Raw genomic sequence first — 22,387 nt, forward strand, 5'->3', positions numbered from 1 at the left:
TGAATACCGTTGGATTGGCAGCGCTTAGCGCTTTTCAACCCCTGTTTTCCAGACCGCCAGGCGCACAATGACCGCATTGCGCTACAAGCAGGAAGGCAAAGGTCCAAAGCTCGTACTCGTCCACGGCTACCTTGGCGGCTCGGATATGTGGCTGGACCAGATAGAATATTTCCAATCGCTTTATGAAGTTATCGCAGTTGATCTGCCTGGGTTTGGGAATAGCAACGATATTCACGCGCGCAAGTCCATCAAAGACATAGCCTCAGACGTCCTTGGTCTTTTGACCACATTGGGAATTGACCAATTCGCTTTGCTTGGTCACTCAATGGGAGGAATGGTCGTTCAACAGATGGTGGCAATGGCCCCGACACGGATCACCAGGCTGGTCTGTTATGGCACCGGCCCTGTTGGCATACTTCCCGGCCGTTTTGAGACAATCGAGCAGTCACGCACGCGAATGCTGACTGACGGCGTGGAAAAAACTGGTCGTCAGATTGCGGCAACCTGGTTTGTCGAAGGTGAACGACATCCAAGGTTTGAGCTCTGCAAAGATCTCATCCGGCGTGTGTCCATGGAAACCGCACTCAGCAGTTTGCAAGCATGGGAAGACTGGGACGGCCGCAAAACTCTCAGCGGCATTGCCTGTGACACTTTGATCATTTGGGGTGACAGGGATCAGTCTTACGATTGGTCGCAGCCAGAAGCGCTCTGGAAATCGATTGAGAACAGCCAATTATCGGTTTTACCTGGATGCGCGCACAATGCGCATCTTGAAAAACCCGACATATTCAATGCAGTGCTCGCTGATTTTCTAAGCGCGAAAACCGGGCAGCAGACCATCCGGCTGAAAGAAAAAGCATGAATTGGAATCGATCACATCATTTTGGTGTGAGCATACAAGGAGAAGTGAAATGAAAAAGATCACAGCGACAACTCTCTTCGCGCTGGCGCTAGGCGTTTCAACGTCGGCGCTCAGTGCAGAAGAAGTTAAAATTGGTGCTCCGGCGTGGACCGGTGCACAAGCCATCGCACATCTTATCCAGGAAGTTGTTGTGTCGCGTATTGGCGGTACAGCGGAATTGGTTCCAGGTGATAATGCAGCGATTTTTGCAGCCATGGATGCCGGCAAGGGTGACATTGATGTCCATCCTGATGTGTGGTTGCCAAACCAGCAGAGTTTTACAAAAAAATACGTAGATGGCACAGGCAATGTGGCCCTGTCTGACAAGCCCTATGAAGGCAAGCAGAGTTTTTGCGTAACCAAGCAGTTTTCAGAAGCCAATGGCGTCACATCCATCTTCGATCTGGCGCGTCCGGAAATTGCATCGCTGATGGACGGCGATGGCAACGGCAAAGGCGAAATCTGGGTTGGTGCACCTGGCTGGGCGTCAGCGAATGTCAATCAGGTGAAAGTCCGAGACTATGGCCTGCTGCCGTTCATGGAACCGATCCGGGCAGATCAATCCGTTATGACAGCGACTGTCGGTGATTCCATCAAGAAGGAAATCGGTTACGCATTCTACTGCTATTCACCGCACGCCATCTGGTTCCAGCATGATATTGTGCGGCTGGAAGAGCCTGAGTTCGATCCTGCGAAATACAAGGCGCTTCAGCCTGATCAGGACCCCAACTGGTATGAAAACTCCAAAGTCATGACGGAAGACGCTCTGAAAAATGTTCAGGTTGCCTACTCCAAATCACTCGGAGAGCGCTCCCCTGCAATTACGGAATTCTTGAAAAACATGCAGCTTACGGGCGAAGATGTGTCAAATTTTGCGTTCCAGATCGAAGGTGGAAAACCGGCTGACCAGGTTGCAAAAGAGTGGGTTGCTGAAAATTCAGACCGCGTTGACGGATGGCTCGGTCTCTAATTGGACTGAACAGAAGAGTGTGGTGCCCAGACTTTCAAGGCACCACACTGATCACCTTGGAGAACCCTGATGGCTGATTCAAATCCAGACCATGAATATGCGGTTGAGATTTCCGACGTATGGAAAATATTTGGCGGGCATGCAGCTGAAGCATTGGCTGATATCAAATCGACTGGATTGGGTAAAAAGGCCGCCCTTGAAAAGTACGGATGTGTTGTTGGTGTCGCAGACGCCTCCATGAAAATTCGGCCCGGCGAGATATTTTGCATAATGGGCCTTTCGGGCAGCGGAAAATCCACGCTGGTGCGCCACATCAACCGGCTGCTGGAACCGACAGCTGGACAAATTATCGTAAACGGCGAAGACATCATGGCGATGCCGTCCGACGTGCTGCGCCGATACCGCAATGAACATATTGCGATGGTGTTTCAAAACTTTGCGCTCATGCCTCACCGCTCTGTCGTCGATAATGTTGCCATGCCGCTTGAAATTCGCGGTGTCAGCAAGAATGAACGCATTGAGACCGCGGAACGCACAATCGATATGGTTGAGCTGACCGGATGGGGTCATAAGTTTGCGCATGAGCTTTCCGGAGGCATGCAGCAACGCGTCGGCCTGGCGCGGGCGCTTGCAGCTGATCCTGAAATTTTGCTTATGGACGAACCGTTCAGCGCATTGGACCCTTTGATCCGAAGACAATTGCAAAACGAGTTCATGAAGCTTGCCTCGCAGATGAACAAGACAACGGTGTTCATCACACATGATCTGGATGAAGCGGTCCGAATTGGCGATCGCATTGCCATCATGCGTGATGGGCGGGTCGTGCAAATAGGCACGCCCGAAGACATCGTAATGAAGCCCGCTGACGACTATGTCGCCGACTTTGTTGCCGGTATTTCACGGTTGAAGGTGGTGCGGGCCCATGCGGTGATGGCATCAATTTCCCAGTTTGAGGAAAAGCATGGCGGGCTGACCGATTTCAGCAACACCGTGAGTGAAGATGCGGATCTGTCCAGCCTTATCGAACATGCCATCGAACACGAAGCGCCGATCGCTGTTGCTGACGCAACGGGTAAGCGCGTTGGTGTGATCACAAGAGCGGATCTTTTGCGGACTGTCATCGAAGGAACGGAAACGTCATGAGCCAGACAGATACAGTCCTGAATGCGGAAAGCATGAGCGATTTGGCCGATACGCGCGCCGAAAGCCGCGCAGAATTGACTGCAGAGTTTGTTGAGACAAATCCAGACTATTATCAGCGGCAATTCGCAAACATCGGTTCGACATCTCAGTTCACCTGGACCTTCAATCTGATGGCCGCGCTGCTCGGTCCTATTTGGTATGGTATGCGCAGCATATGGAAGTGGGGCCTTCCCTTTGTCATCCTGGAGACATTTGCGCTCATACAAATTGCGCGCGGCCTTTTTGGCGATCTTGGTGCTGGTGTCCGCGAACGCATAACTCAGATCGAGGGAACCTTGTCATTCCGACGCGAGCAGCTTGAGGCCGCGATCAGCAAAAACGCAGACAATGTTGATGTGTTCAAGCGGGCAATTGCATCTCTTGAACAAGCCGTAGAAGATTTCAACGCAGAGGCAGTCGCCGCGCAGGAAGGGGCTGTTTGGATCGCGCTATTTGGTTTCATCGCGCTTCTGATCATAAAACTGGCTGAGGGCGTGATAGCCAACTCGGCTCTTGAAAGCCGATTTTCAGAGTGGCTTTCTGACCGCTCCATAAACTCAGGCCTGACGATACAAAGAACCTGTGTAAGCGTCGGATTTGTGCTCATCATATTCGCCGTCAGCATCATGCACTTCACCTTTCCCGGCGCTGTGCAAGGCCTTGCGGAATTCCCCACCGATGGTTCAATTCGCTTGACTGCCATTGGTTGGGTTGAAGCATTATTCGAATTTATCCGCTCTGCGGGACAAGGTATTTTTGACTTCATCAGCTACGGTATTCGCGTGGTACTTGATGGCCTGGAAGTCATATTTGTTGCCACGCCATGGCCGGTGATTGCCAGTTTCATCATATTGCTGACCTTTCTAACCGCAGGCAAAGGTGCTGCTGTGGCGGCCGCCTGTTTCCTGGCCTATATGGGTTTTTTCGGATTTTGGGAAAAAGCAATGACCACGCTTGCACTGCTTGGCACAGCAGCGTGTATCTCAATTCTCCTTGGCATACCGCTTGGATTGTTCTGCGCACGTCGGCCCAGGGTTTATGCGGTCATTCGTCCCATCATGGATTTCATGCAGACAATGCCCTCATTCGTCTTCATGATTCCCGTCATCGCCTTTTTCAGTGTCGGCAAGCCCGCAGCTGTCATCACAACCATGATTTTTGGCGGAACACCGGTCGTGCGGCTTACAGTCCTGGGCATGCGCGGCGTACCGGAAACCATCCGTGAGGCGGCAATCGCGTATGGTGCATCCAAGTGGTATCTGCTCACAAAGGTCGATTTGCCGTTGGCCGCGCCATCAATTCTGGCGGGTGTAAATCAGACCATCATGCTGAGTCTGGCAATGGTCGTTGTGGCATCGTTGATTGGGGCAAAAGGGCTTGGCGAGGATGTTCTGGAGGCGTTGCAATATTCCTCGGTTGGCCAAGGCATTCTGGCGGGTTTCGCCATATTGTTCTGTGCCATGATCCTCAATCAGATTGTCCAGGGCAAACGCGATTAGCGAAATCGGTTCATGCTCATAGTCGCATGCGCAATCGGTGATAAGCGAAATGGCTGTGAGTTTGCCCTCGGCAACCCTGGCAGACCAGGCCACAAAGAAGCGGCCTGGTCTGAGACAGAAGTCGATCAGCAGTAAGCTGGACGACGTTGGAACAGATTGAACTGACATTCGTTTGTAACAGCTCCAGTTACTGCACCGGCAGCAGCACCAATTGCTGCACCACCCGCAATTGAACCACCGGTTGCTGCCGCCAGGCCAGCGCCTGCTGCGGCACCGGCGCCGCCACCGGTCAAGGCACGTTCACCGGGCGTCGAGCCACAGGCTGCCAAAGCCAGAGTGCTTCCGATCATGATCGCCATGCCGAAATGACGGGCGACAGAGTGTTTTCTTATGCGTATGGTCATGAGAAATTTCCTTCCTTGTGCGACACATCACATGCCGTAACCTTTGCCAGATTTTACGCTGGTTGTGAAATATGAACATAAAAACAACCGTTGCCAAGGCTATAGAATGCTTCATGCCCTTACTTTGTTCCTGATTTGTCAATTGTTTGGTGAATTTTTGGTTCGTGTCACTTTTATACAATTGCCCGGACCGCTGGTCGGCATGATCCTGCTCCTGCTGGTTCTTTTCGTCTGGAGCAGATGGAAAAGCACATCTGCCACGCTAAAAAGCAAGGCTATGGATGGAACTGCCGTTGATCGCGCTGCAGATGTGATACTGGGAAATCTGTCGCTACTTTTTGTGCCGGCAGCCGTCGGCATCATCCAGCATCTCCCTTTGATTGCAGATCACACAATCTCTCTGACCCTGACGATTTTGGGGTCAACACTTCTGACACTGCTTGTCTCAGTCGGCATTTTCCGCTTGCTGAGCACAGATCGACAAGATTCCTGATATGGAAGAGATCGACAACAGCAGCCTGTTTGAAGTTTGGGTCTATCTGTCACAAACGCCATTGCTCTGGCTCACAACAACGCTCGTGGCTTACATAGTGGCAGATAGCATCTCCAAAAAGCTGGACCGTCATCCCCTCGCCAATCCGGTGATTATCGCAGCTGGCGTTCTCATCATCATCCTTGAAATCAGCGGCACAACTTTTCAGACTTACTTTGAGGGCGCTCAATTCGTTCACTTTCTGTTGGGTCCGGCCACTGTCGCGCTCGCTGTTCCTCTTTTCAAAAACCTGCCAAAGGTTACATCCCGGCTTGTGCCTGTGCTCGCAGCCCTTATTGGCGGGTCCATAACCGCAATCCTGAGTGCGCTTGCCATTGGCTGGGCTTTGAACCTGCCCTCCGACATTCTGGTATCACTCGCGCCCAAATCAGTCACAACACCAATTGCGATGGGTATTTCAGAGCAACTGGGCGGAATTCCAACACTGACGGCAGTGCTTGTCATAGCGACCGGGATCACAGGGGCTGTCATGGTCACACCGCTGATGAATGTTCTGAAAATTCAGGATTATGCAGCCAGAGGATTTGCGGTGGGCATTGCCTCCCACGGCATCGGAACGGCCAGAGCTTTTCAGATAAACCCCTTGGCCGGAACCTTTGCAGGCATTGCCATGGCACTGAATGGTGCCTTGACGGCTTTGCTGGTCCCCTTGCTTGTCAAATTATTCTGACACGCTTTGCTTCAGGCGATCAGGGATTCAGCCTTTGCTTGGTCCAGGACTGTCCGTCACCGGCCTCGCGGGAAAACACAATCCGGTCGTGTAACCGGTATGGGCGATCATGCCAGAATTCAATCTCAACCGGTTTTACCCGAAAGCCGGACCAATGCTGTGGTCGTGGAATATCCTTGCACGCATAGCGTTTGGTATAGTCTTCAACAGCACGCTCAAGATCGTCGCGGGATTGCAGGGGGCGCGACTGCTGGCTAGCCCAGGCGCCAATACGACTGCCTTCCGATCGGCTGTTATAATAGATATCAGCCTCATCATTCGACACCTGCTCAATCGGCCCACGAATGCGAACCTGTCGCCTCAGGGATTTCCAATGGAAGCAGAGCGCAGCGTGCCGATGCGCCAACAATTCCCGACCCTTGTTACTTTCAAAATTCGTGTAGAAAACAAAACCGCGTTCATCAAACCCTTTCAGAAGCAGAATACGCACATTTGGCACACCTTGCCCGTCAACAGTTGCGACCGACATGGCATTGGGATCATTCGGTTCACTCTGCTCTGCATCACCCATCCATGCTGCGAATAACTCAAACGGCGCAGACGCTGTGGGCTCTATTTCTGTGAAGTCACGGCTCATTAACCTAGATTGTGTAGTTTTATCGTCACTAGTCATGGAATTGATGACCCGCTGTATGAATGATGAAGATACTTCCACCCAGATATAGGCATGTAAGCATGAGCCGCCAATTGCGAAAATGCATTTTTGCCGCCCTATGTCTGGTTCCCATAGCGGGCTGTTCCATATCGCCAGGTCTTTTGGACGACGGTGCAGACGACATCATAACCGGCTCAATCAGCACCTCTCCCAAGCCAAACAATGTGGAAATCTCGGACTGGCTGGAGATGCGAACAGCGCTGAATGAAGCAGCCAATCAAAAAGCCGCAGGATCGCTCATTCCCTGGGAAAACGACCGCACCGGTTCCAGCGGCAGTCTCATGGCGTTTGCAGCGCCCAGTGATGAAATTGGTCGCTGCCGGAATTTTGCTGCCACATTGCAAAATATCGACGGCATCCATCGCTATAAGGGTGAAGCCTGTATTGCCGGGCAGAAAAATTGGCAGATCAACCGCTTCGAATTGGTCGATCGCAGCTGAGCAAGCATTGCTTCAGTACCTGCACAGCTCATAACCAAACTCAAATCACGTTCCCGATTGCGTTGCGGCTTCGTCTCGATAGCGGGAGGCACAACAAGAGTTCCACATTTCAGGTCAGTCAGGGATGCTTTTTTTCGACCATTTCTCTGGTTCTTGTAACTGGTCCATTGCCCAACCAACTGTAAAACCGTGCAAAATAGTCGATAGGAGAATTACCAGGCCAACCAACGACCACAATTGCGCTTCGTTGACAAACTCCATATGACTGCCAGCATAACAAAGATAATAGATTGAGCCGATCCCTCGCACGCCATAAACCGAGACCACAGCTCGGTCTCTGTGAGCCATGTTGGAACCAATCAACGCTATCCAACCCGAGAGTGGCCGGATAACCACCAGGAGCAAAATGGCCACAGCAATATGGCTCCACGACAGATACAGAAACAGAGCGGGCAAAACAGTACCCAGTGCCACCAGCAACAGCGCAGTCAATGCATGTTCTATGGATTCTGAAAAGTCATGAAGACGTCTGTGAAAATGGTGTCGGTTTTCAATACGCCTGAGTTTAAGTCCCATTATCGCCACAGCGATGAAACCATACCCTTCAACCAACTCGGTTGAGCCGTAACACAGGAACACACCTGCAAGAGCGACCACACCCGATCCGGTATTGGCCAAAAGCGCATCCTTTGGGATAACAAACAGAATTTGCCCAAGCGCCCATGCGCCGGCCCACCCCATGGCAACACCAACGACAATGCGGTAAACGACATCGCGCAAAAGCCACTCAAGCCCCCACTCGCCGGGATTGAGACCCTGGACCGCCACGATCAGCCCAAGATAAACGAAGGGAAAGGCCAGACCGTCATTAAGTCCCGCTTCGGTCGTAAGTGTAAAGCGAACCGGATGCTCCGCCCCTTCTTGCGGCGGACCAACCTGAACATCCGCTGCAAGAACCGGATCTGTGGGCGCCAGCACAGCGCCGAGCAGAATGGCACCGGCAGCGGTCAACCCGACTAAACTTGAGCCCACCAATGCCACCGCCAGAATGGTCAAAGGCATTGCAATACACAACATGCGGGCTGTGGGGGTCCATTTTCTCCACGGCCGCAGGCTATCAATACGCATGCCCGCCCCGAACAAGGCAATAATGACAGTCATCTCGCTAACGAGCTCCCAGGGCAAAGGTGACTCCCGGGGGTCGGGCATATCTGGAAAACCCGGAATAAGGAGCGCCGCGCCTGCGCCGAACAGGATCATGAGCGGAGCAGACGCCGGCTCACGCGTCGAAATTAGCCTGGGCAGCCAACGCGCCAGAATGACGACGATACCAATGACCGATAAAAGGACATGATAGGAATTGAATGAGAAGAAAGGTTCGCCGGACAAAACTGCTCCTGCTGCTGCCATAACAATCGTAATGCCTTATACGATTCGCAAACAATGTCAGAACACGCAAGTCGCAGTTTGTCGAGACGTCACAGCACTCCTTCGATAGGCTTCGGTGCTTCAGTGCTTCATTACCAGCTCTGATGTAATTTTAGAGGCAATCATCAGCTTTGCGGTTTCCAGATGTCGCGCCGCATCTGGCTCCAGCTCGGATGCTTCCGAAATCGCATATTCCAGAATAGCCATCAGAGCTTGCCGTTGCTTGTATTCATCGCTGTAACGATCAATGAAATCACGCAGATCATGGTTGGCTTCCCGCATATCAGGCCACCGCCATACGGTCTTTGAATTTGCGTTCATCCCGGACGGTAAAACTAAGTTCATGATCTGGTGCCAACAGCGTAATGGAGGGAATGGGTACCATGTCAGCCGCGGTAAATGTGCCAGACATGTTGAAGGCAGATGCAAATTGCAGCGCCACCAATTGCAGCTCGAATAAAGCAATGGCCATGCCAATGCACGCTCTGCCACCCACGCCAAATGGCATGTAGGATGGATGTGAGTAATCACGATCAAGCCTGAACTCGTCCGGCTGTTCCCAGTTGCGGGGGTCTTTATGCAAGGTCCACGGGCTGATCATCACCATATCGCCCCGACGGAAGCGCTTGCCCTCCACTTCGGCCGGTTGCAAAAACTCTCGTGAGGTCCACCATCCGGCAGGGTAAACCCGCAGGGTTTCCTTGACAAAGGACTCGCTCAAAGGCGCGCGGCGCAAAGCGCTGGAATCGCCTTTTTCCAATGCTGCCATGACACCATCTGCCTCATAGGCCAGAATATCCGCAAGCGCAGGATCACGTGCCAGTTGGTAAAGCATCCAGGCAATTGATGCGCCAGTTGTGTGATGCCCGGCGATCAGCAATCCAAGCAATTCCGCATTCACCTGATCATCACTCAAACCTGCCTCTTCCAACGCGTTCAATAAAGGCGATTTGTTGTTATTGGCACGCGCCCTGTTGATAACGGCGCCAACGATTTCCCGAGCGCCATCAATACGTTTGGACCTTTCTGCAGCTTTTCTGGGTCCGTTTGGCAAGACGCGAAACATATCATCTGCAAGCTCGGCTTCAACTGTCTGAACAGCTTCAATCAGCGCCATGCGATCTGCAGCACTCAGCACATCATGTCCAAACAAGGCAGTCGCCCCCATCTGCAGCGCAAGCGGTGCAGAAATCGAGGCCGGCCGGAAGCTTTTGTCAGATGACAGTCCTGCAATATAGCCATTTACGACAGCAATCATCTTGTCGATGTTGCCAGAAATGGCATTGCGTTGAAGATGCCTGTGAATGGCAGCTTTCGAAGCCTTGTGCGCCTCACCATTATTGGTCAGCAAGCTCTCGCCCATAATGGGACGCAAGCGCTGTACCAGGGACCCCTTATCCAGTTCCGCTGTCGGCCATTTCAAGATTGAGCGGGCCGTCATCGGTCCATTGCACAAATAGATCGGGCGCACACCGAGCGCCAGAGGCACAAAACCCTGTTCCGCTGCCTGAGCCTTGCTGTTTAACAGCGTCAGCGGGTCACGCCGAAATGCTGCGACGTCGCGGTAAGGAATATACATCGGACTCCTCCAAAGGATTGGCGTGAGACAAAAGCTGTAAAAACCGGGACCCGATTTGAGCAGCCATGGGTATTTCCCCCGAGACCACCTTGACCGGTCTGCCCGCAGCATCAATTCCGATCTGAAATGGCGGGCCATAACGTTCGGTCACAATCCCTATGCGTGATAGCAGACGCTCGTGAGACAGGTCTGAAAAGGCCACAAGACGATCAGCATTCACTGCAAAAGCAAAGCGAAACATAGAGGCATAGGTGGTCAGGGCATATGAAAAACGCCGCTCGCCCATGGCGACCACAAAACGGCTGATTTCCCAACTGCTTTCGTCTTCCGGATAGGATTTGAGAGTGGCGAGGTGACGGAATTTTTCTGCTGCAAGATAAGTCCTGTCAGCTCTGATAGCCCGGAAAGATCCAACCAGAATGTCCTTATGCCGAACCGCACAATGCACGGTGTCAGCCCGGTCGAACTCATCCCGTTCCAAACCTTGGGTAACCGTAAGATCCCAGCCAAGTGAATCAACCAGAATGCGCTTGCGAAACGCCATCACATCAAGCACATCCTGGCAGGCGTCTTCAGCAGTTCCGATGACAATTTTTATGTCTGAATCTGAATTTGAAGTACCTGTTAAAAGCAAGGTCGCCTCCCGCCAGCAGCTATGGTGAGACATAACGATTTATGCTAGCAAATAACCATCCCGATAAATGGTGAGTTTTGAAATGAAACTTGAGAAGGCAATATCTGACATCGAAAGATGTTCTTCTCAGGACCAGTTGGTGTCTGTCCTCAACACCATTGTGAATGATTTCGGATTTGCCGCATTCTGCTTTCTTGATGGTGGAATGCCCGGCGAAATTGACCCCTTCTACGTCGGAACAACGGGCAGCGGATGGGAGATCGACTACGCCTCAAACGACTTTATCCTAATTGATGAATGTCTCAAAACCGCTCGCAGAACGAATGTGCCCTTCCTGTGGGCCAGTGTGCCGCTTCCACAAAGAACCGGAAAAAGAAAACCTGGTGCCCACAGGCTCATGGAAGCCGCCATGGATTATGGATTTCAGGAAGGCCTCGTCATACCGTTCCATTTTGTCGATGACATTGGGCGCATGCGCTCCTGCGTCTGCACCTTGTTCTGGCATGAAAAGCCAGCGCGCCTGTATCAGCACATCGAAGATATGCGCCATTTCCTCCATGTCATCCTGATCTACTGGATGCAGGAGCTCATGCGCATTCGGGAGACAGGAAAAAGCAACGGCGACGTAATACCCTTCAGCCGGCGGGAACAGGCATTTCAAACAACGCGCCTTACGGATCGTGAACGCGAAGTGCTGTCATGGGCAAGCAGGGGCAAAACGGCAGCGGAAACCGCACGTATTTTATCTATTTCAACAGAGACAATTGATACCCATATAAAGAATGCTATGGAGAAGCTTCAGGCCGGTAATAAGACGCATGCTGTTGCCAGAAGCATCTTTCTTGGTTTAATCGACGTTTAGGCTGCGAATATACGGCCTGTTAAGAGAAACAACACAAATCTGGAAAATCCCAATGTCAGATCCCTACAAGATTCTGGGGGTGACGAAGGGCGCGAGTGCTGCTGATATAAAGTCTGCATTCCGCAATCTCGCCAAAAAGAACCACCCGGACCAGAACCCGGACGACCCAAAAGCAAAAGAACGCTTTTCGAGGCTCAACAATGCCTATGATGTCATAGGTGACAGTGAAAAACGTGCGCAGTTTGATCGCGGTGAGATCGACGGCGACGGTAATCCCGTTCACCCTGGTTTTGGTGGCGGCGGTGCCGGCGGCGGCGGTTTTGGCGGTTTTGGCCAAGGCGGCGGTCCACGTCCAGGCGGCGCATCGGGGCAGACATTTTCTGGCGGTGGCGCAGAAGAAATCCTCAGCGAGATATTTGGCGGACGCGGCGGCTTCGGACGTCCCGGGTCTGGGCAAAGTGGACCCGGACAAGGCGGGTTTGGACAAGGCGGATTTGGCCAGGCTGGCGCTGGACAACAGGGATTTGGTGGCGCCCGCAGAGCACAAAAAGGCGCTGATGTCGAAGGCAGGCTGGCCATCACTCTGGAAGATTTTGCGTCAGGAAAAAAAGCGTCTGTAACGCTCGGCGACGGCAGAACTGTTGCCGTAGCGGTGCCAATAGGCACAAAGGACGGCCAGACCATAAGACTGAAGGGCCAGGGCGCACCAAGCCCTACGGGTGGCGCGCCTGGAGATGCCAGGATTACAGTAAGATTTGTGCCCCACCCGCTGTTCAAAGTGGATGGTACGAATCTGCGGTACGACGCCCCCATCCATTTGCATGAAGCCTATCTTGGTGGCAAAATTCAGGTCCCGACCCTGGCTGGTCGAATTAACCTGACAGTCCCGCCAAAAAGCAACTCCGGCAGCACAATGCGAATTCCCGGCAAAGGTCTGCCGGGAAAATCAAAGTCTGGCGATCTGTTGGTGAGTCTGCAAATACAATTTCCAGATCAGCCGGAACCTGAACTGGAAGCCCTCATGAAACGCTGGGCGCAAGAAGGCCGTCCTCCACTGAAACAAAAGTGACGATGTCTCAAACAAGCAGTCACGAACACCAAGGCCTGATGCCGCAAGGTCCTGAAGCTGCAGTTGCAGCTTTAGCCCTTCTTGCGGAGGGGCAACTGGTTGGCCTGCCAACAGAAACAGTCTATGGGCTGGCAGCCGATGCCACGAGCGACCGGACCGTTGCACAAATATATGCCGCCAAAGGTCGCCCCAGCTTCAACCCGCTGATCTGCCACGTGGATGGGGTCGATATGGCTCACTCATTCGCCCATATCGATGAACGTGCGCATCAACTCATCAAAAAATTCTGGCCCGGCGGTCTTACGCTGGTATTGCCTCGCAAAGCCGGGGCGTCAGTCAGCGAGCTGGCAATTGCTGGCCTTGAAACTATAGCCCTGCGCTGCCCGGACAGCGCCTTCACCAGATCAATCATCAGCCAACTGCAACGCCCCCTCGCCGCTCCCAGCGCCAATCCCTCTGGCCTCCTGAGCCCCACACGGGCCAGTGATGTCCGGTTGGCCTTCCCGATTGACACAGTTCCGCTGGTGGTTGACGGCGGACCCTGTCCGGTGGGACTGGAATCCACAATTGTTGCCTGCTGTCCCGGAGCTCCATTGACACTCCTGCGACCTGGTGCCGTCACCCGGGAGCAATTAGAGGCTGCGTTGCACGGAGAGGTCCTTGAAGATCACCGGGCAACTGCAGATGATCAACTCTCACCATCTGCGCCAGGCATGCTCACATCCCACTACGCGCCAAGGGCAAAAGTTTGCTTGAGTTCCGGGGCCGCGTCACACGTGGGACACAATGACGCAGTCCTGACATTTGCCGGACACAGCCTTCCCGGCCAAACAGACGCAAACACCTGTCTGGACCTCAGCAGATCCGGAGACTGCGTGGAAGCAGCCGCAAATCTGTTTTCCATGCTGCGCAGATTGGATGCACTCCACCCAGACACAATTCACGTTGTAGCGCCCCCCAGGAAGGGTCTTGGCGTAGCAATTTACGACCGCTTGCAGCGTGCATCCGCGCCGCGTAACAATGACAAACACGATTTGTGATTTTTGTGATTCATTTGTGATTTAGAGGCACGGAATTTGGCTACCCAGCTATATCAGCATGACAGCTTCCTCAATCACGAGACACCGGTGGGGCATCCAGAACGACCCGACCGGATACGTGCACTGAAAGATGTCCTCGCCGATCCGCATTTTGACGCACTGGTCAAGGTGGACGCGCCGATGGGCGATATAGAGACAGTTCTGCTGGCTCACCCGGAGAGCTATCTGAACATGATACGGGATGCCATTCCCGATGCAGGCATTTCACGGATCGACAATGACACAGTGGCGTCTCCCGGTTCATGGGAAGCAGCGCTACGTGGCTTTGGCGCGGCCAATGCAGCTGTCGATGCCGTGATGACCGGCGAGGCACACAATGCCTTCTGCGCCATTCGTCCGCCCGGCCATCACGCCGAGCGAACCACAGCAATGGGATTTTGCCTTTTTAACAATGTGGTTATTGCAACACGTCACGCCCAAAAGGCCCATGGCGCGGAGCGCGTCGCAATTGTGGATTTTGATGTTCACCACGGCAATGGATGCCAGGATATCCTTTGGAATGATCCGACAGCACTATATTGCTCGACCCATCAAATGCCGCTTTACCCCGGCACCGGTTCACTGAATGAGACCGGAGACCATGACAACATTGTCAATGCGCCCTTGACCGCAGGTGATGGCGGCGCCGAGTTTCGTGAAGCCATGGAAACACGTATATTTCCGGCAATCAGCAATTTCCAACCGGACCTTATAATGATTTCAGCAGGTTTTGATGCGCATCATCGCGACCCGCTTGCGCAAATCAACCTGCAGGGTGAGGATTTCAAATGGGTCACGGAGAAACTGCTTGAACTGGCCGATACGCATGCATCCGGCCGGGTGGTTTCACTGCTGGAAGGTGGTTATGATCTGATGGGACTGGCCGAATCAGCTGCCCGTCATATAGATGAACTGATGAATGCGAGCACCTGAGGAGCAATGATGAGCGACGACAAAGCAGATCTGAAATCCATGAGTTTTGAAACTGCGCTCGCAGAATTGGAAACAATTGTCGCCCGCCTGGAAAAAGGCGACGTGCCTTTGGAAGAATCCATTTCCATCTATGAGCGTGGCGAAGCACTAAAAGCCAGATGCGACACTCTGTTGAAATCAGCGGAAGAAAAAGTCGAGAAAATCAGAACCAATGCTGATGGACAAGCAGCATCGACCGAGCCGCTCGACTGATCAATTGTTTCACAGATATTGACGGTTATTCTACAGCGTCAACCATTGGTGTGATTTCTCGACTGTGATCTAAATCTGTAATAACAGATGAGGAGATCAGACATGACCTGGCACCCCGCAGAAGACCCCGTCCCGGGTGATAAAAAAGCCTGCGACGCGATCGAGACAATCATTGTGCCCCGTGCCCGTGATCTTGGCGGGTTTGAGGTTCGCCGCGCTCTGCCATCTGCCCGGAAACAGATGATTGGGCCCTTCATATTCTTTGACCAGATGGGCCCTGCAGAATTCCTCACCGATCAGGGCATTGATGTGCGGCCCCATCCGCATATTGGTCTGTCGACGGTGACCTATCTGTTTTCCGGTGAAATCTACCATCGCGACAGCCTGGGCACTGAACTGCCAATTGCGCCAGGTGCCGTCAACTGGATGACCGCGGGCAAAGGTATCGTCCATTCCGAACGCACTTCAGATGAAACACGCAAGAAAGGTCAGAACCTGTTTGGCATTCAGACCTGGGTGGCCATGCCCAGGCAGTTTGAGGAAATCGATCCTGATTTTGAGCATCAATCAGCCAATGCCCTGCCAGTCCTCAATGATGGCGGCGCGAACACGCGGATCATCATAGGTGACATGTATGGTCAGAAATCGCCGGTAAAAACCTATTCCGACATGTTCTATGCCTCTGCGGAATTACAGGCAGGCGGCGTTTTACCGCTGGATGCGGATTACGAGGAACGCGGCGTTTACATTGTATCGGGCGAAATTGACATTGCCGGGGACCGTTTTGAAGGCGGGCGGCTTCTGGTATTCCGCCCCGGCGACCGGATCACAATCCGCGCCAACAAACCATCGCGGCTGATGTTGCTGGGCGGTGAGCCGATGGATGGACCACGTCACATCTGGTGGAACTTCGTATCATCCAGCAAAGAACGGATTGATCAGGCCAAAGAGGACTGGCGTCAGGCGCGCTTTGATACCGTTCCCGGTGATGAAGAAGAGTTTATTCCCTTGCCCGGATAGGCAACAAGGGACATATATGTGTCACAATCAATGCATAAATCGCACTGTCCAACGGCCAGATGGTCAAAGGGCCCAACCGCGAAAATCAAGAAAGCATGGCCGTGAGCACAAGACCGGAGACCCCGCTGCTGGATCAGGTGAATACTCCTGACGATTTGAAAAAAATCGCGGAGTCCGACCTGCCAAGGCTCGCCGAAGAATTGCGGGCCGAAATGCTGGATGCCGTCTCGGTAACCGGTGGCCATCTTGGAGCCGGTCTTGGTGTGGTAGAGCTGACAATAGCCCTGCATTATCTGTTTAATACGCCTGACGATCGCATTATCTGGGACGTCGGCCACCAATGCTATCCGCACAAGATCCTGACCGGCAGGCGCGACCGCATCCGCACGGTTCGTCAGGGCGGTGGCCTCTCCGGTTTCACCAAACGCAATGAGAGCATCTACGATCCATTTGGGGCCGCGCACTCCTCCACATCAATCTCAGCCGGGCTGGGAATGGCTGCTGCCCGGGATCTGGATGGCAAATCCCATAAGGTCATTTCTGTCATTGGCGATGGATCAATGTCTGCCGGCATGGCCTATGAAGCCATGAACAATGCTGGTGCCGTGGATGCCAGACAGATCGTCATTCTGAACGACAATGACATGTCTATCGCACCGCCTGTTGGGGCCATGAGTGCGTATTTGGCGCGCCTTGTATCAGGACGCACCTATATCGGCATCCGCGAAGCGGCAAAGGCCCTGACCAGTCATCTGCCGAAATTCATTCAGCGTAATGCCCGCAAAACGGAAGAATTTACGCGCAGCTTCTTTACCGGCGGAACGCTGTTCGAGGAACTCGGTTTCTTCTATGTGGGGCCTGTTGACGGGCATAATTTTGACCATTTGCTGCCGGTTCTGAAAAACATCAAAGAGGCCGAAAAAGGCCCGATTTTGCTGCATATCGTCACAAAAAAGGGTAAGGGCTACGCGCCTGCAGAGGCCTCCACTGACAAATATCATGGCGTGTCCAAATTCAACGTCATTACCGGTGAACAGGCCAAATCCATTCCCAATGCGCCATCCTACACCAGGGTCTTTGGCAGCAGCCTGGTCGATGAGGCACAGCGCGATAATAAGATTGTTGGTATCACCGCCGCCATGCCATCGGGCACCGGCATAGACCTGTTTGAAGAATCATTCCCCGAGCGAACGTTCGATGTGGGCATCGCCGAGCAACATGCCGTTACCTTTGCCGCAGGAATGGCATCGGATGGCTACAAACCATTTGTGGCCATCTATTCCACCTTCCTGCAGCGCGCCTATGATCAGGTCGTGCATGATGTGTCTATCCAGCAGCTCCCGGTCCGCTTTCCGATCGACCGTGCAGGACTTGTGGGCGCTGACGGCCCCACACATGCTGGCTCGTTCGACATTGCCTATCTCGCCTGTCTGCCAAAATTTGTTGTCATGGCTGCTGGCGACGAGGCTGAATTGCGCCACATGGTAGCCACCGCTGTAGCCTATGATGAAGGTCCGATTTCCTTCCGCTATCCGCGAGGAGAAGGTTTGGGAGTTGAATTGCCGGAGCGGGGCCAAATTCTGGAAATCGGCAAAGGCCGAATTCTGCAGGAAGGCACCAAAATCGCGCTTCTGTCCTTTGGTGGGCGATTGGGGGAAAGCCTCCAGGCCGCCGAAAGGCTCAATGCTTTGGGCCTGTCGACCACGGTTGCCGATGCTCGTTTCGCCAAACCTCTGGATACAGACATGATCGCTGATCTGGCCCGCAATCATGAAGTGCTGATTACCGTCGAAGAGGGCTCTGTTGGCGGGTTTGGCAGCCATGTGGCAAACTTCCTGACCTTGAACGGATTTTTGGACGGAGTGGTGAAATTCCGCCCCATGACTTTACCTGATATGTACATTGATCAGGATAAGCCAGACGTCATGTATGCAGCCGCTCTGCTGGATGCAGGTGCGATTGTCGACACCGCAACAAAAGCACTCGGATTGCAGAAAAGCGAACTGATACGTCGCGCCTGATACAGTGTCAGGTCAAAACCTTCACTAAGTAGAAATTTCAACGGCCATATTTTTTGTGATTGGCCTGTTTTTTTCGAGTGACTGGCATCCCAAATGTTTAAAACAATAAGCTCTATCGGCATAATTTTAGTCGCGGTAGCCATGATCCTCTTCGGTCACGGGCTACAGAGCGCTTTGGTGCCTTTGCGCGCCCAGATTGAAGGCTTCGGGACGCTTGCAATCGGCATTAGCATCTCTTCCTATTTTGGCGGATTCGTCGTTGGCTGTCTGGTAGGGCCTTTTCTCATCTTGCGGGGCGGACATATACGCGCCTATGCCGCCATGGTCTCACTGGCCTCGGCAGTGGCACTCCTGCATCCTTTGTTGATCAATGAAGTCGCATGGTCTGTCTTCCGCTTCATAACAGGCTTTTGTATCGCCGCCTTTTACGTCGTGATCGAAAGCTGGCTCAATGAACGCGCCACCAACGAAAACCGCGGCTTCATCATGTCCACTTACATCGTGATTGCACTTGCAGCCACTATGGCAGGTCAGCTCGCCACGGCCTTTACAACGGTGGAAGGGTTTACATTGTTCATTGTGGCTTCAATTGTGGTGTCAGTAGCGGTCATTCCAATTACCATGACAACCGCAACACAGCCGGCACCCATTACGCTGGTTCGGTTTCGACCCAAACAACTCTACGACACCTCCCCCGCAGCCTTTGTCTCTGCTCTGTTGATTGGCGTATCAGCAGGAACCACCTGGATGCTGGCACCGGTGTTTGCCACCGGACGCGGCTTTGACACCAGCTTTGCGGCCATTTTTTCTGCCATCATGATTGGCGGTGGCGCAGTGGCCCAATGGCCTATAGGACGGGCTTCCGATAAATTCGACCGACGTTTGGTCATTGTATTCCTTGGTATCGGATCTGCAATTTTCTGCACCCTTTTGGGGCTGATCGAAGGTGACTCCCGTTGGAGCTTTCTGGCACTTGTCTTCATGGTTGGGGTGTTCACCCACTCAACCTATGCGATTGCTGTAGCCCATGCCTTCGATCACAGCGAGCCTGATACCTATGTCGAAACCTCATCAGGCCTGCTTTTGGCATTTGGAATTGGGTCCACAATAGGCCCATTAGTCGCCTCATACCTGATGGCACAAACCGGCCCTGGCGCTTTGTTCCTGTCAGTCGCAGTGGTGCAGGTCGTGATGGTTGGTTATCTGATCTGGCGCGTTTGGGCGAACAAGGCCGCGAAACACAAAAACAGAGAAGACTTCGATCTGGCATCAACGGCGCCTGTTATTGCCATGACCTATGATGAGGCCGTAGACCTCAATACCGACCTTCTCATCCCGGATGGGATTGCCGAAGCTAACGAGTTTGAGGAAGCGCAGACAGCGGTTCAGTACAATGATTTCGGGTATTCCATGGACGAAACCGCTGAGGCAGATCAAAGCGTTGAATTTCAATCGGAAACCCGTATATAGAGGCAACAATTTCAGCTTGGTATCTGCTCTTCACAGGCGGTCGATTTGAGACGCGCCGTTAATTGTTCCATAGACCAATTGGATGTGTAATGAAGACTTTCAGAATTATCACATGGGTGTTGGTTGCCATTGTTCTCGTTGGCGTCGGTTACATGACCTGGCAGGAACAAAAACCCGGTTCAGATTCCATAACATTCGCCCAGATTGGCGGACCGTTTGCGCTTGTTGATCACAATGGTCAGCAGGTTGATCAAACCATGTTTGATAACAAGCCCTACGCCCTGTTTTTCGGCTTCACCCATTGCCCTGAAATCTGTCCGACCAGCCTTTATGAAATGGCCGGCTGGATTGAAGGATTGGGCGCAGAAGCCGACAAAATGAGATTTGCATTTGTAACAGTTGATCCAGAGCGTGACACGCCAGAAATGCTCAAGGATTATATAACGGTATTCTCCGACAAGATCACAGGCCTGACCGGCTCGGAAGAGCAGGTTCAGGCAACAGTTAAATCCTACGGCGTTGTTGCCGAGCGTGTTGCGCTTGAAGACGACGATTATACGATGAACCACACAGCAAGCGTCTTCTTGATGAACGCTGATGGCACCTTCCGGGGCACCATTGCCTATGGTGAAGATGCAGATGTCGCCCAGAAGAAACTCTCAAACCTTATCGCAGTTGGTTCTTGAGCAAAGCACGACTTGATCTTGAACTTGTGAACCGTGGCCTGCTGCCCAGCCGTGCCAGAGCACGGGATGCAATACTGCGTGGCGCGGTCACGCTCAATGGGGCAATAAGCAAAAAAGCCTCGCAAAATGTAACCGCCTCGGACACCATCGAACTCCGTGACCCGGCCAGCCAATACGTATCCCGCGCGGCGCTGAAACTGAAACACGGCCTGGCAAATTTTGAACTGTCACCTGCAGGTGAAAACTGTATTGACGTTGGTGCCAGCACGGGCGGATTCACTCAAATCTTGTTGGAAGAAGGCGCAAACGCAGTCTTTGCCTTTGACGTTGGCCATGGACAACTCCATCCCACAATTGAGGCAAATCATCGTGTCACCAGTGTCGAAGGTTTGAATGCGCGCAATCTGACTTCGGAAGATCTGCCATTCCCAGTGTCGTTTATCGTTAGTGATGTCAGCTTCATTTCTCTGACCCTTGCCCTGCCACCGATCCTGTCCCTGGCTGATCCAGGCTCTGTTGGTCTCTTCCTCATCAAACCCCAGTTTGAAGTCGGCAAAGGTCAATTGGGAAAAGGTGGAATTGTATCAGATCCGGCTGTGGCCCTTGCCAGCGCGGAAAAAATCGCCCATTGGCTGGAAGCAGACCAGCAATGCCAAATCATCGGCCTCACCGAATCCCCAATTTCAGGCGGTGACGGAAATCAGGAGTTCCTGATTGCGATCAGGACACCCGGATACAACGAAACATGATCAAGACCCTTACAATCGACCATCTGGGACGCGAAGGCGACGGCGTTGCGCGTACAGAAGACGGACCGATTTTTATCCCCTACACCCTGCCCGGCGAAACCGTGCGCGCCTATGTCGACAAGGGCCGCGGCGAAATCATAGATATTCTGGAGCCAAGCGCAGACAGGGTTGAGCCAGCCTGCCGTCACTTTGGAACCTGCGGCGGCTGCGCGTTGCAGCACATGAAGCCGGAGAGCTATCTGGAATGGAAACGCCAGCAGGTTGAAAACGTGCTGCGTAAGAATGGAATCGCGTTCACGGTGCCGGGTCCGATACCTGTCGCTCCGGGCACAAGGCGTCGCGCCGCCTTTTCATTCAAAGCTGCAAAAGACGGTGTGCATCTTGGTTTTCATGCCAGAAAATCAAACGAGATCGTGTCACCCCAGGAATGCCCAATCCTGCATCCGCTTCTGGAACAGCAGCTGGTTCCCAAACCCGGCAGCAAGAAGAGCACCGGCAATCTTGGCCGTCTGGCCGCTTTGGCCATACGTGCCAAACACGAAGACCGAATGATTGCAACGCTCGGTCAGAACGGCATTACAATCGAGTCGACAGGCCGTTCACCCGGCAACAATCGGCATCAGCTTGAAGAAATGTGGAACGCAACGTCACCATTCTGGAAAGTCACACTGAATGATGAATTGGCCAGCATGGATCAGGGCGATGATGTCATCGAAAGTGATGGCTTTGAGCTGTCATTTCCACCAGGAGCCTTCCTGCAGGCAACATCCGAGGCTGAGGCGGCACTCATCGATCACGCAGTGTCCTTTTTGAACGGCTGTAAATCCTGCGCAGATTTATTTTGTGGTATTGGAACCTTTACTCTGCCAATGGCCAGATTTGCCACGGTGTTGGCCGTCGAGACAGAACAGAGCGCTCTTGATGCGTTGAATAAAACCGCATCCAGAACAAGAAAAATCAAAAAAATCAAAACCCTGCGGCGTGATCTGTTCAAACACCCGATGTCTCATATAGAATTGAAAAAGATCGATGGCGTGTTGTTTGATCCACCGCGTGCCGGTGCCAGCGCGCAGTGTGAGCAGTTGGTGAAATCAGGCGTGGGCCGCATTGCCGCCATTTCCTGCAATCCTGTGAGTTTTGCACGAGATGCCCGAATTCTGATCGATGGGGGCTTTGAAATGAAGTCCCTGCAGCCGGTCGACCAGTTCCTCTGGTCCCCGCATATCGAATTGGCAGCCACTTTCGAGCGTTAGGAAATCGGCTGGACGGAT

At 53.0% G+C, this 22,387-nt stretch carries 24 protein-coding genes; 18 read left to right on the forward strand and 6 right to left on the reverse strand.

Translation table 11 applies throughout. The features are described from left to right. Positions 1 to 67: 67 nt before the first annotated feature. From RAL91_RS15080 to RAL91_RS15095, 4 genes are all read left to right on the forward strand, one after another. Positions 68 to 862 (forward strand): alpha/beta fold hydrolase, encoded by a 795-nt coding sequence (locus RAL91_RS15080; RefSeq protein ID WP_306257057.1) that lies wholly within the window; start codon positions 68 to 70, stop codon positions 860 to 862. Positions 863 to 911: 49 nt separating this feature from the next. Continuing rightward, positions 912 to 1,871, forward strand: coding sequence for a glycine betaine ABC transporter substrate-binding protein (locus tag RAL91_RS15085; RefSeq protein ID WP_306257058.1), 960 nt, complete (start codon positions 912 to 914; stop codon positions 1,869 to 1,871). 69 nt (positions 1,872 to 1,940) lie between these two features. After that, positions 1,941 to 3,014, forward strand: a complete 1,074-nt coding sequence (locus tag RAL91_RS15090; protein WP_306257059.1) for a glycine betaine/L-proline ABC transporter ATP-binding protein — start codon at positions 1,941 to 1,943, stop codon at positions 3,012 to 3,014. After that, a complete protein-coding gene (locus RAL91_RS15095) occupies positions 3,011 to 4,552 on the forward strand; it encodes a proline/glycine betaine ABC transporter permease (RefSeq protein ID WP_306257060.1) in 1,542 nt (513 codons plus the stop codon). The genes RAL91_RS15090 and RAL91_RS15095 overlap by 4 nt, the downstream gene beginning before the upstream one ends. 125 nt (positions 4,553 to 4,677) lie before the next feature. On the opposite strand, the gene RAL91_RS15100 is transcribed toward RAL91_RS15095, so the two are convergent. Next, a complete protein-coding gene (locus RAL91_RS15100; protein ID WP_306257061.1) occupies positions 4,678 to 4,956 on the reverse strand; it encodes a hypothetical protein in 279 nt (92 codons plus the stop codon). 106 nt (positions 4,957 to 5,062) lie between these two features. On the opposite strand from RAL91_RS15100, the gene RAL91_RS15105 reads away from it, so the two are divergent. Beyond that, positions 5,063 to 5,449, forward strand: coding sequence for a CidA/LrgA family protein (locus RAL91_RS15105; RefSeq protein ID WP_306257062.1), 387 nt, complete (start codon positions 5,063 to 5,065; stop codon positions 5,447 to 5,449). Between the two features lies 1 nt (position 5,450). Beyond that, a complete protein-coding gene (locus RAL91_RS15110; protein ID WP_306257063.1) occupies positions 5,451 to 6,179 on the forward strand; it encodes an LrgB family protein in 729 nt (242 codons plus the stop codon). 19 nt (positions 6,180 to 6,198) lie between these two features. Here the strand turns inward: RAL91_RS15110 and pdxH are convergent, their stop codons facing one another. Continuing rightward, complete coding sequence (gene pdxH, locus RAL91_RS15115; RefSeq protein WP_306257064.1) at positions 6,199 to 6,816, reverse strand: pyridoxamine 5'-phosphate oxidase; 618 nt, start codon at positions 6,814 to 6,816, stop codon at positions 6,199 to 6,201. 98 nt (positions 6,817 to 6,914) lie between these two features. Between pdxH and RAL91_RS15120 the strand changes: the two genes are divergently transcribed. Beyond that, positions 6,915 to 7,334: an RT0821/Lpp0805 family surface protein gene (locus RAL91_RS15120; RefSeq protein WP_306257065.1), complete on the forward strand. Its 420-nt coding sequence runs from the start codon at positions 6,915 to 6,917 to the stop codon at positions 7,332 to 7,334. 114 nt (positions 7,335 to 7,448) lie between these two features. On the opposite strand, the gene RAL91_RS15125 is transcribed toward RAL91_RS15120, so the two are convergent. The 4 genes from RAL91_RS15125 to RAL91_RS15140 form a co-directional block, all read right to left on the reverse strand. Next, the gene (locus tag RAL91_RS15125) at positions 7,449 to 8,723 is read right to left on the reverse strand and encodes a sodium:proton antiporter (RefSeq protein WP_306257067.1); all 1,275 of its coding nucleotides are present in this window, start codon (positions 8,721 to 8,723) and stop codon (positions 7,449 to 7,451) included. Positions 8,724 to 8,843: 120 nt separating this feature from the next. After that, entirely contained in the window at positions 8,844 to 9,044 is a 201-nt protein-coding gene (locus RAL91_RS15130) for a hypothetical protein (RefSeq protein WP_306257068.1), read from the reverse strand. A 1-nt stretch (position 9,045) separates the two neighbouring features. Next, complete coding sequence (locus RAL91_RS15135) at positions 9,046 to 10,341, reverse strand: cytochrome P450 (protein ID WP_306257069.1); 1,296 nt, start codon at positions 10,339 to 10,341, stop codon at positions 9,046 to 9,048. After that, positions 10,301 to 10,975 carry an acyl-homoserine-lactone synthase gene (locus tag RAL91_RS15140; RefSeq protein ID WP_306257071.1) on the reverse strand — a complete coding sequence of 225 codons (675 nt, stop codon included), beginning with the start codon at positions 10,973 to 10,975 and terminating at the stop codon, positions 10,301 to 10,303. Before RAL91_RS15140 ends, RAL91_RS15135 begins: the two co-directional genes overlap by 41 nt. An 82-nt stretch (positions 10,976 to 11,057) precedes the next feature. Between RAL91_RS15140 and RAL91_RS15145 the strand changes: the two genes are divergently transcribed. From RAL91_RS15145 to rlmD, 11 genes are all read left to right on the forward strand, one after another. Continuing rightward, entirely contained in the window at positions 11,058 to 11,837 is a 780-nt protein-coding gene (locus RAL91_RS15145; protein WP_306257072.1) for a LuxR C-terminal-related transcriptional regulator, read from the forward strand. A gap of 52 nt (positions 11,838 to 11,889) precedes the next feature. Further along, positions 11,890 to 12,906, forward strand: a complete 1,017-nt coding sequence (locus RAL91_RS15150; RefSeq protein WP_306257073.1) for a DnaJ C-terminal domain-containing protein — start codon at positions 11,890 to 11,892, stop codon at positions 12,904 to 12,906. Positions 12,907 to 12,908: 2 nt separating this feature from the next. Further along, a complete protein-coding gene (locus tag RAL91_RS15155) occupies positions 12,909 to 13,946 on the forward strand; it encodes an L-threonylcarbamoyladenylate synthase (RefSeq protein ID WP_306262945.1) in 1,038 nt (345 codons plus the stop codon). A 36-nt stretch (positions 13,947 to 13,982) separates the two neighbouring features. Beyond that, a complete protein-coding gene (locus RAL91_RS15160) occupies positions 13,983 to 14,918 on the forward strand; it encodes a histone deacetylase family protein (RefSeq protein ID WP_306257074.1) in 936 nt (311 codons plus the stop codon). 9 nt (positions 14,919 to 14,927) lie between these two features. Next, on the forward strand, positions 14,928 to 15,170 hold the full coding sequence (locus RAL91_RS15165; protein WP_306257075.1) for an exodeoxyribonuclease VII small subunit: 243 nt from the start codon (positions 14,928 to 14,930) through the stop codon (positions 15,168 to 15,170). 102 nt (positions 15,171 to 15,272) lie between these two features. Beyond that, entirely contained in the window at positions 15,273 to 16,190 is a 918-nt protein-coding gene (locus RAL91_RS15170; protein WP_306257076.1) for a pirin family protein, read from the forward strand. Positions 16,191 to 16,285: 95 nt separating this feature from the next. Beyond that, positions 16,286 to 18,211: a 1-deoxy-D-xylulose-5-phosphate synthase gene (gene dxs / locus RAL91_RS15175; RefSeq protein ID WP_371932418.1), complete on the forward strand. Its 1,926-nt coding sequence runs from the start codon at positions 16,286 to 16,288 to the stop codon at positions 18,209 to 18,211. A gap of 93 nt (positions 18,212 to 18,304) precedes the next feature. After that, a complete protein-coding gene (locus RAL91_RS15180) occupies positions 18,305 to 19,681 on the forward strand; it encodes an MFS transporter (RefSeq protein ID WP_306257078.1) in 1,377 nt (458 codons plus the stop codon). Positions 19,682 to 19,770: 89 nt separating this feature from the next. Then, positions 19,771 to 20,367: an SCO family protein gene (locus RAL91_RS15185; RefSeq protein ID WP_306257079.1), complete on the forward strand. Its 597-nt coding sequence runs from the start codon at positions 19,771 to 19,773 to the stop codon at positions 20,365 to 20,367. Continuing rightward, positions 20,364 to 21,116: a TlyA family RNA methyltransferase gene (locus RAL91_RS15190; protein WP_306257080.1), complete on the forward strand. Its 753-nt coding sequence runs from the start codon at positions 20,364 to 20,366 to the stop codon at positions 21,114 to 21,116. Before RAL91_RS15185 ends, RAL91_RS15190 begins: the two co-directional genes overlap by 4 nt. Next, the gene (rlmD, locus tag RAL91_RS15195; protein ID WP_306257081.1) at positions 21,113 to 22,369 is read left to right on the forward strand and encodes a 23S rRNA (uracil(1939)-C(5))-methyltransferase RlmD; all 1,257 of its coding nucleotides are present in this window, start codon (positions 21,113 to 21,115) and stop codon (positions 22,367 to 22,369) included. Before RAL91_RS15190 ends, rlmD begins: the two co-directional genes overlap by 4 nt. Positions 22,370 to 22,387: the final 18 nt, after the last annotated feature.

Origin of the sequence: Pararhizobium sp. IMCC21322 (genome assembly GCF_030758295.1) — a bacterium.
Taxonomy (GTDB): Bacteria; Pseudomonadota; Alphaproteobacteria; order Rhizobiales.

Excerpts from the sequence above, each read along its gene's own strand:
- RAL91_RS15080 (WP_306257057.1), top strand. The coding sequence starts at position 68 with ATGACCGCATTGCGCTACAAGCAGGAAGGCAAAGGTCCAAAGCTCGTA.
- RAL91_RS15085 (WP_306257058.1), top strand. The coding sequence starts at position 912 with ATGAAAAAGATCACAGCGACAACTCTCTTCGCGCTGGCGCTAGGCGTT.
- RAL91_RS15090 (WP_306257059.1), top strand. The coding sequence starts at position 1,941 with ATGGCTGATTCAAATCCAGACCATGAATATGCGGTTGAGATTTCCGAC.
- RAL91_RS15095 (WP_306257060.1), top strand. The coding sequence starts at position 3,011 with ATGAGCCAGACAGATACAGTCCTGAATGCGGAAAGCATGAGCGATTTG.
- RAL91_RS15100 (WP_306257061.1), bottom strand. The coding sequence starts at position 4,956 with ATGACCATACGCATAAGAAAACACTCTGTCGCCCGTCATTTCGGCATG.
- RAL91_RS15105 (WP_306257062.1), top strand. The coding sequence starts at position 5,063 with ATGCTTCATGCCCTTACTTTGTTCCTGATTTGTCAATTGTTTGGTGAA.
- RAL91_RS15110 (WP_306257063.1), top strand. The coding sequence starts at position 5,451 with ATGGAAGAGATCGACAACAGCAGCCTGTTTGAAGTTTGGGTCTATCTG.
- pdxH (WP_306257064.1), bottom strand. The coding sequence starts at position 6,816 with ATGAGCCGTGACTTCACAGAAATAGAGCCCACAGCGTCTGCGCCGTTT.
- RAL91_RS15120 (WP_306257065.1), top strand. The coding sequence starts at position 6,915 with ATGAGCCGCCAATTGCGAAAATGCATTTTTGCCGCCCTATGTCTGGTT.
- RAL91_RS15130 (WP_306257068.1), bottom strand. The coding sequence starts at position 9,044 with ATGCGGGAAGCCAACCATGATCTGCGTGATTTCATTGATCGTTACAGC.
- RAL91_RS15135 (WP_306257069.1), bottom strand. The coding sequence starts at position 10,341 with ATGTATATTCCTTACCGCGACGTCGCAGCATTTCGGCGTGACCCGCTG.
- RAL91_RS15145 (WP_306257072.1), top strand. The coding sequence starts at position 11,058 with ATGAAACTTGAGAAGGCAATATCTGACATCGAAAGATGTTCTTCTCAG.
- RAL91_RS15150 (WP_306257073.1), top strand. The coding sequence starts at position 11,890 with ATGTCAGATCCCTACAAGATTCTGGGGGTGACGAAGGGCGCGAGTGCT.
- RAL91_RS15155 (WP_306262945.1), top strand. The coding sequence starts at position 12,909 with ATGTCTCAAACAAGCAGTCACGAACACCAAGGCCTGATGCCGCAAGGT.
- RAL91_RS15165 (WP_306257075.1), top strand. The coding sequence starts at position 14,928 with ATGAGCGACGACAAAGCAGATCTGAAATCCATGAGTTTTGAAACTGCG.
- RAL91_RS15170 (WP_306257076.1), top strand. The coding sequence starts at position 15,273 with ATGACCTGGCACCCCGCAGAAGACCCCGTCCCGGGTGATAAAAAAGCC.
- dxs (WP_371932418.1), top strand. The coding sequence starts at position 16,286 with ATGGCCGTGAGCACAAGACCGGAGACCCCGCTGCTGGATCAGGTGAAT.
- RAL91_RS15180 (WP_306257078.1), top strand. The coding sequence starts at position 18,305 with ATGTTTAAAACAATAAGCTCTATCGGCATAATTTTAGTCGCGGTAGCC.
- RAL91_RS15185 (WP_306257079.1), top strand. The coding sequence starts at position 19,771 with ATGAAGACTTTCAGAATTATCACATGGGTGTTGGTTGCCATTGTTCTC.
- rlmD (WP_306257081.1), top strand. The coding sequence starts at position 21,113 with ATGATCAAGACCCTTACAATCGACCATCTGGGACGCGAAGGCGACGGC.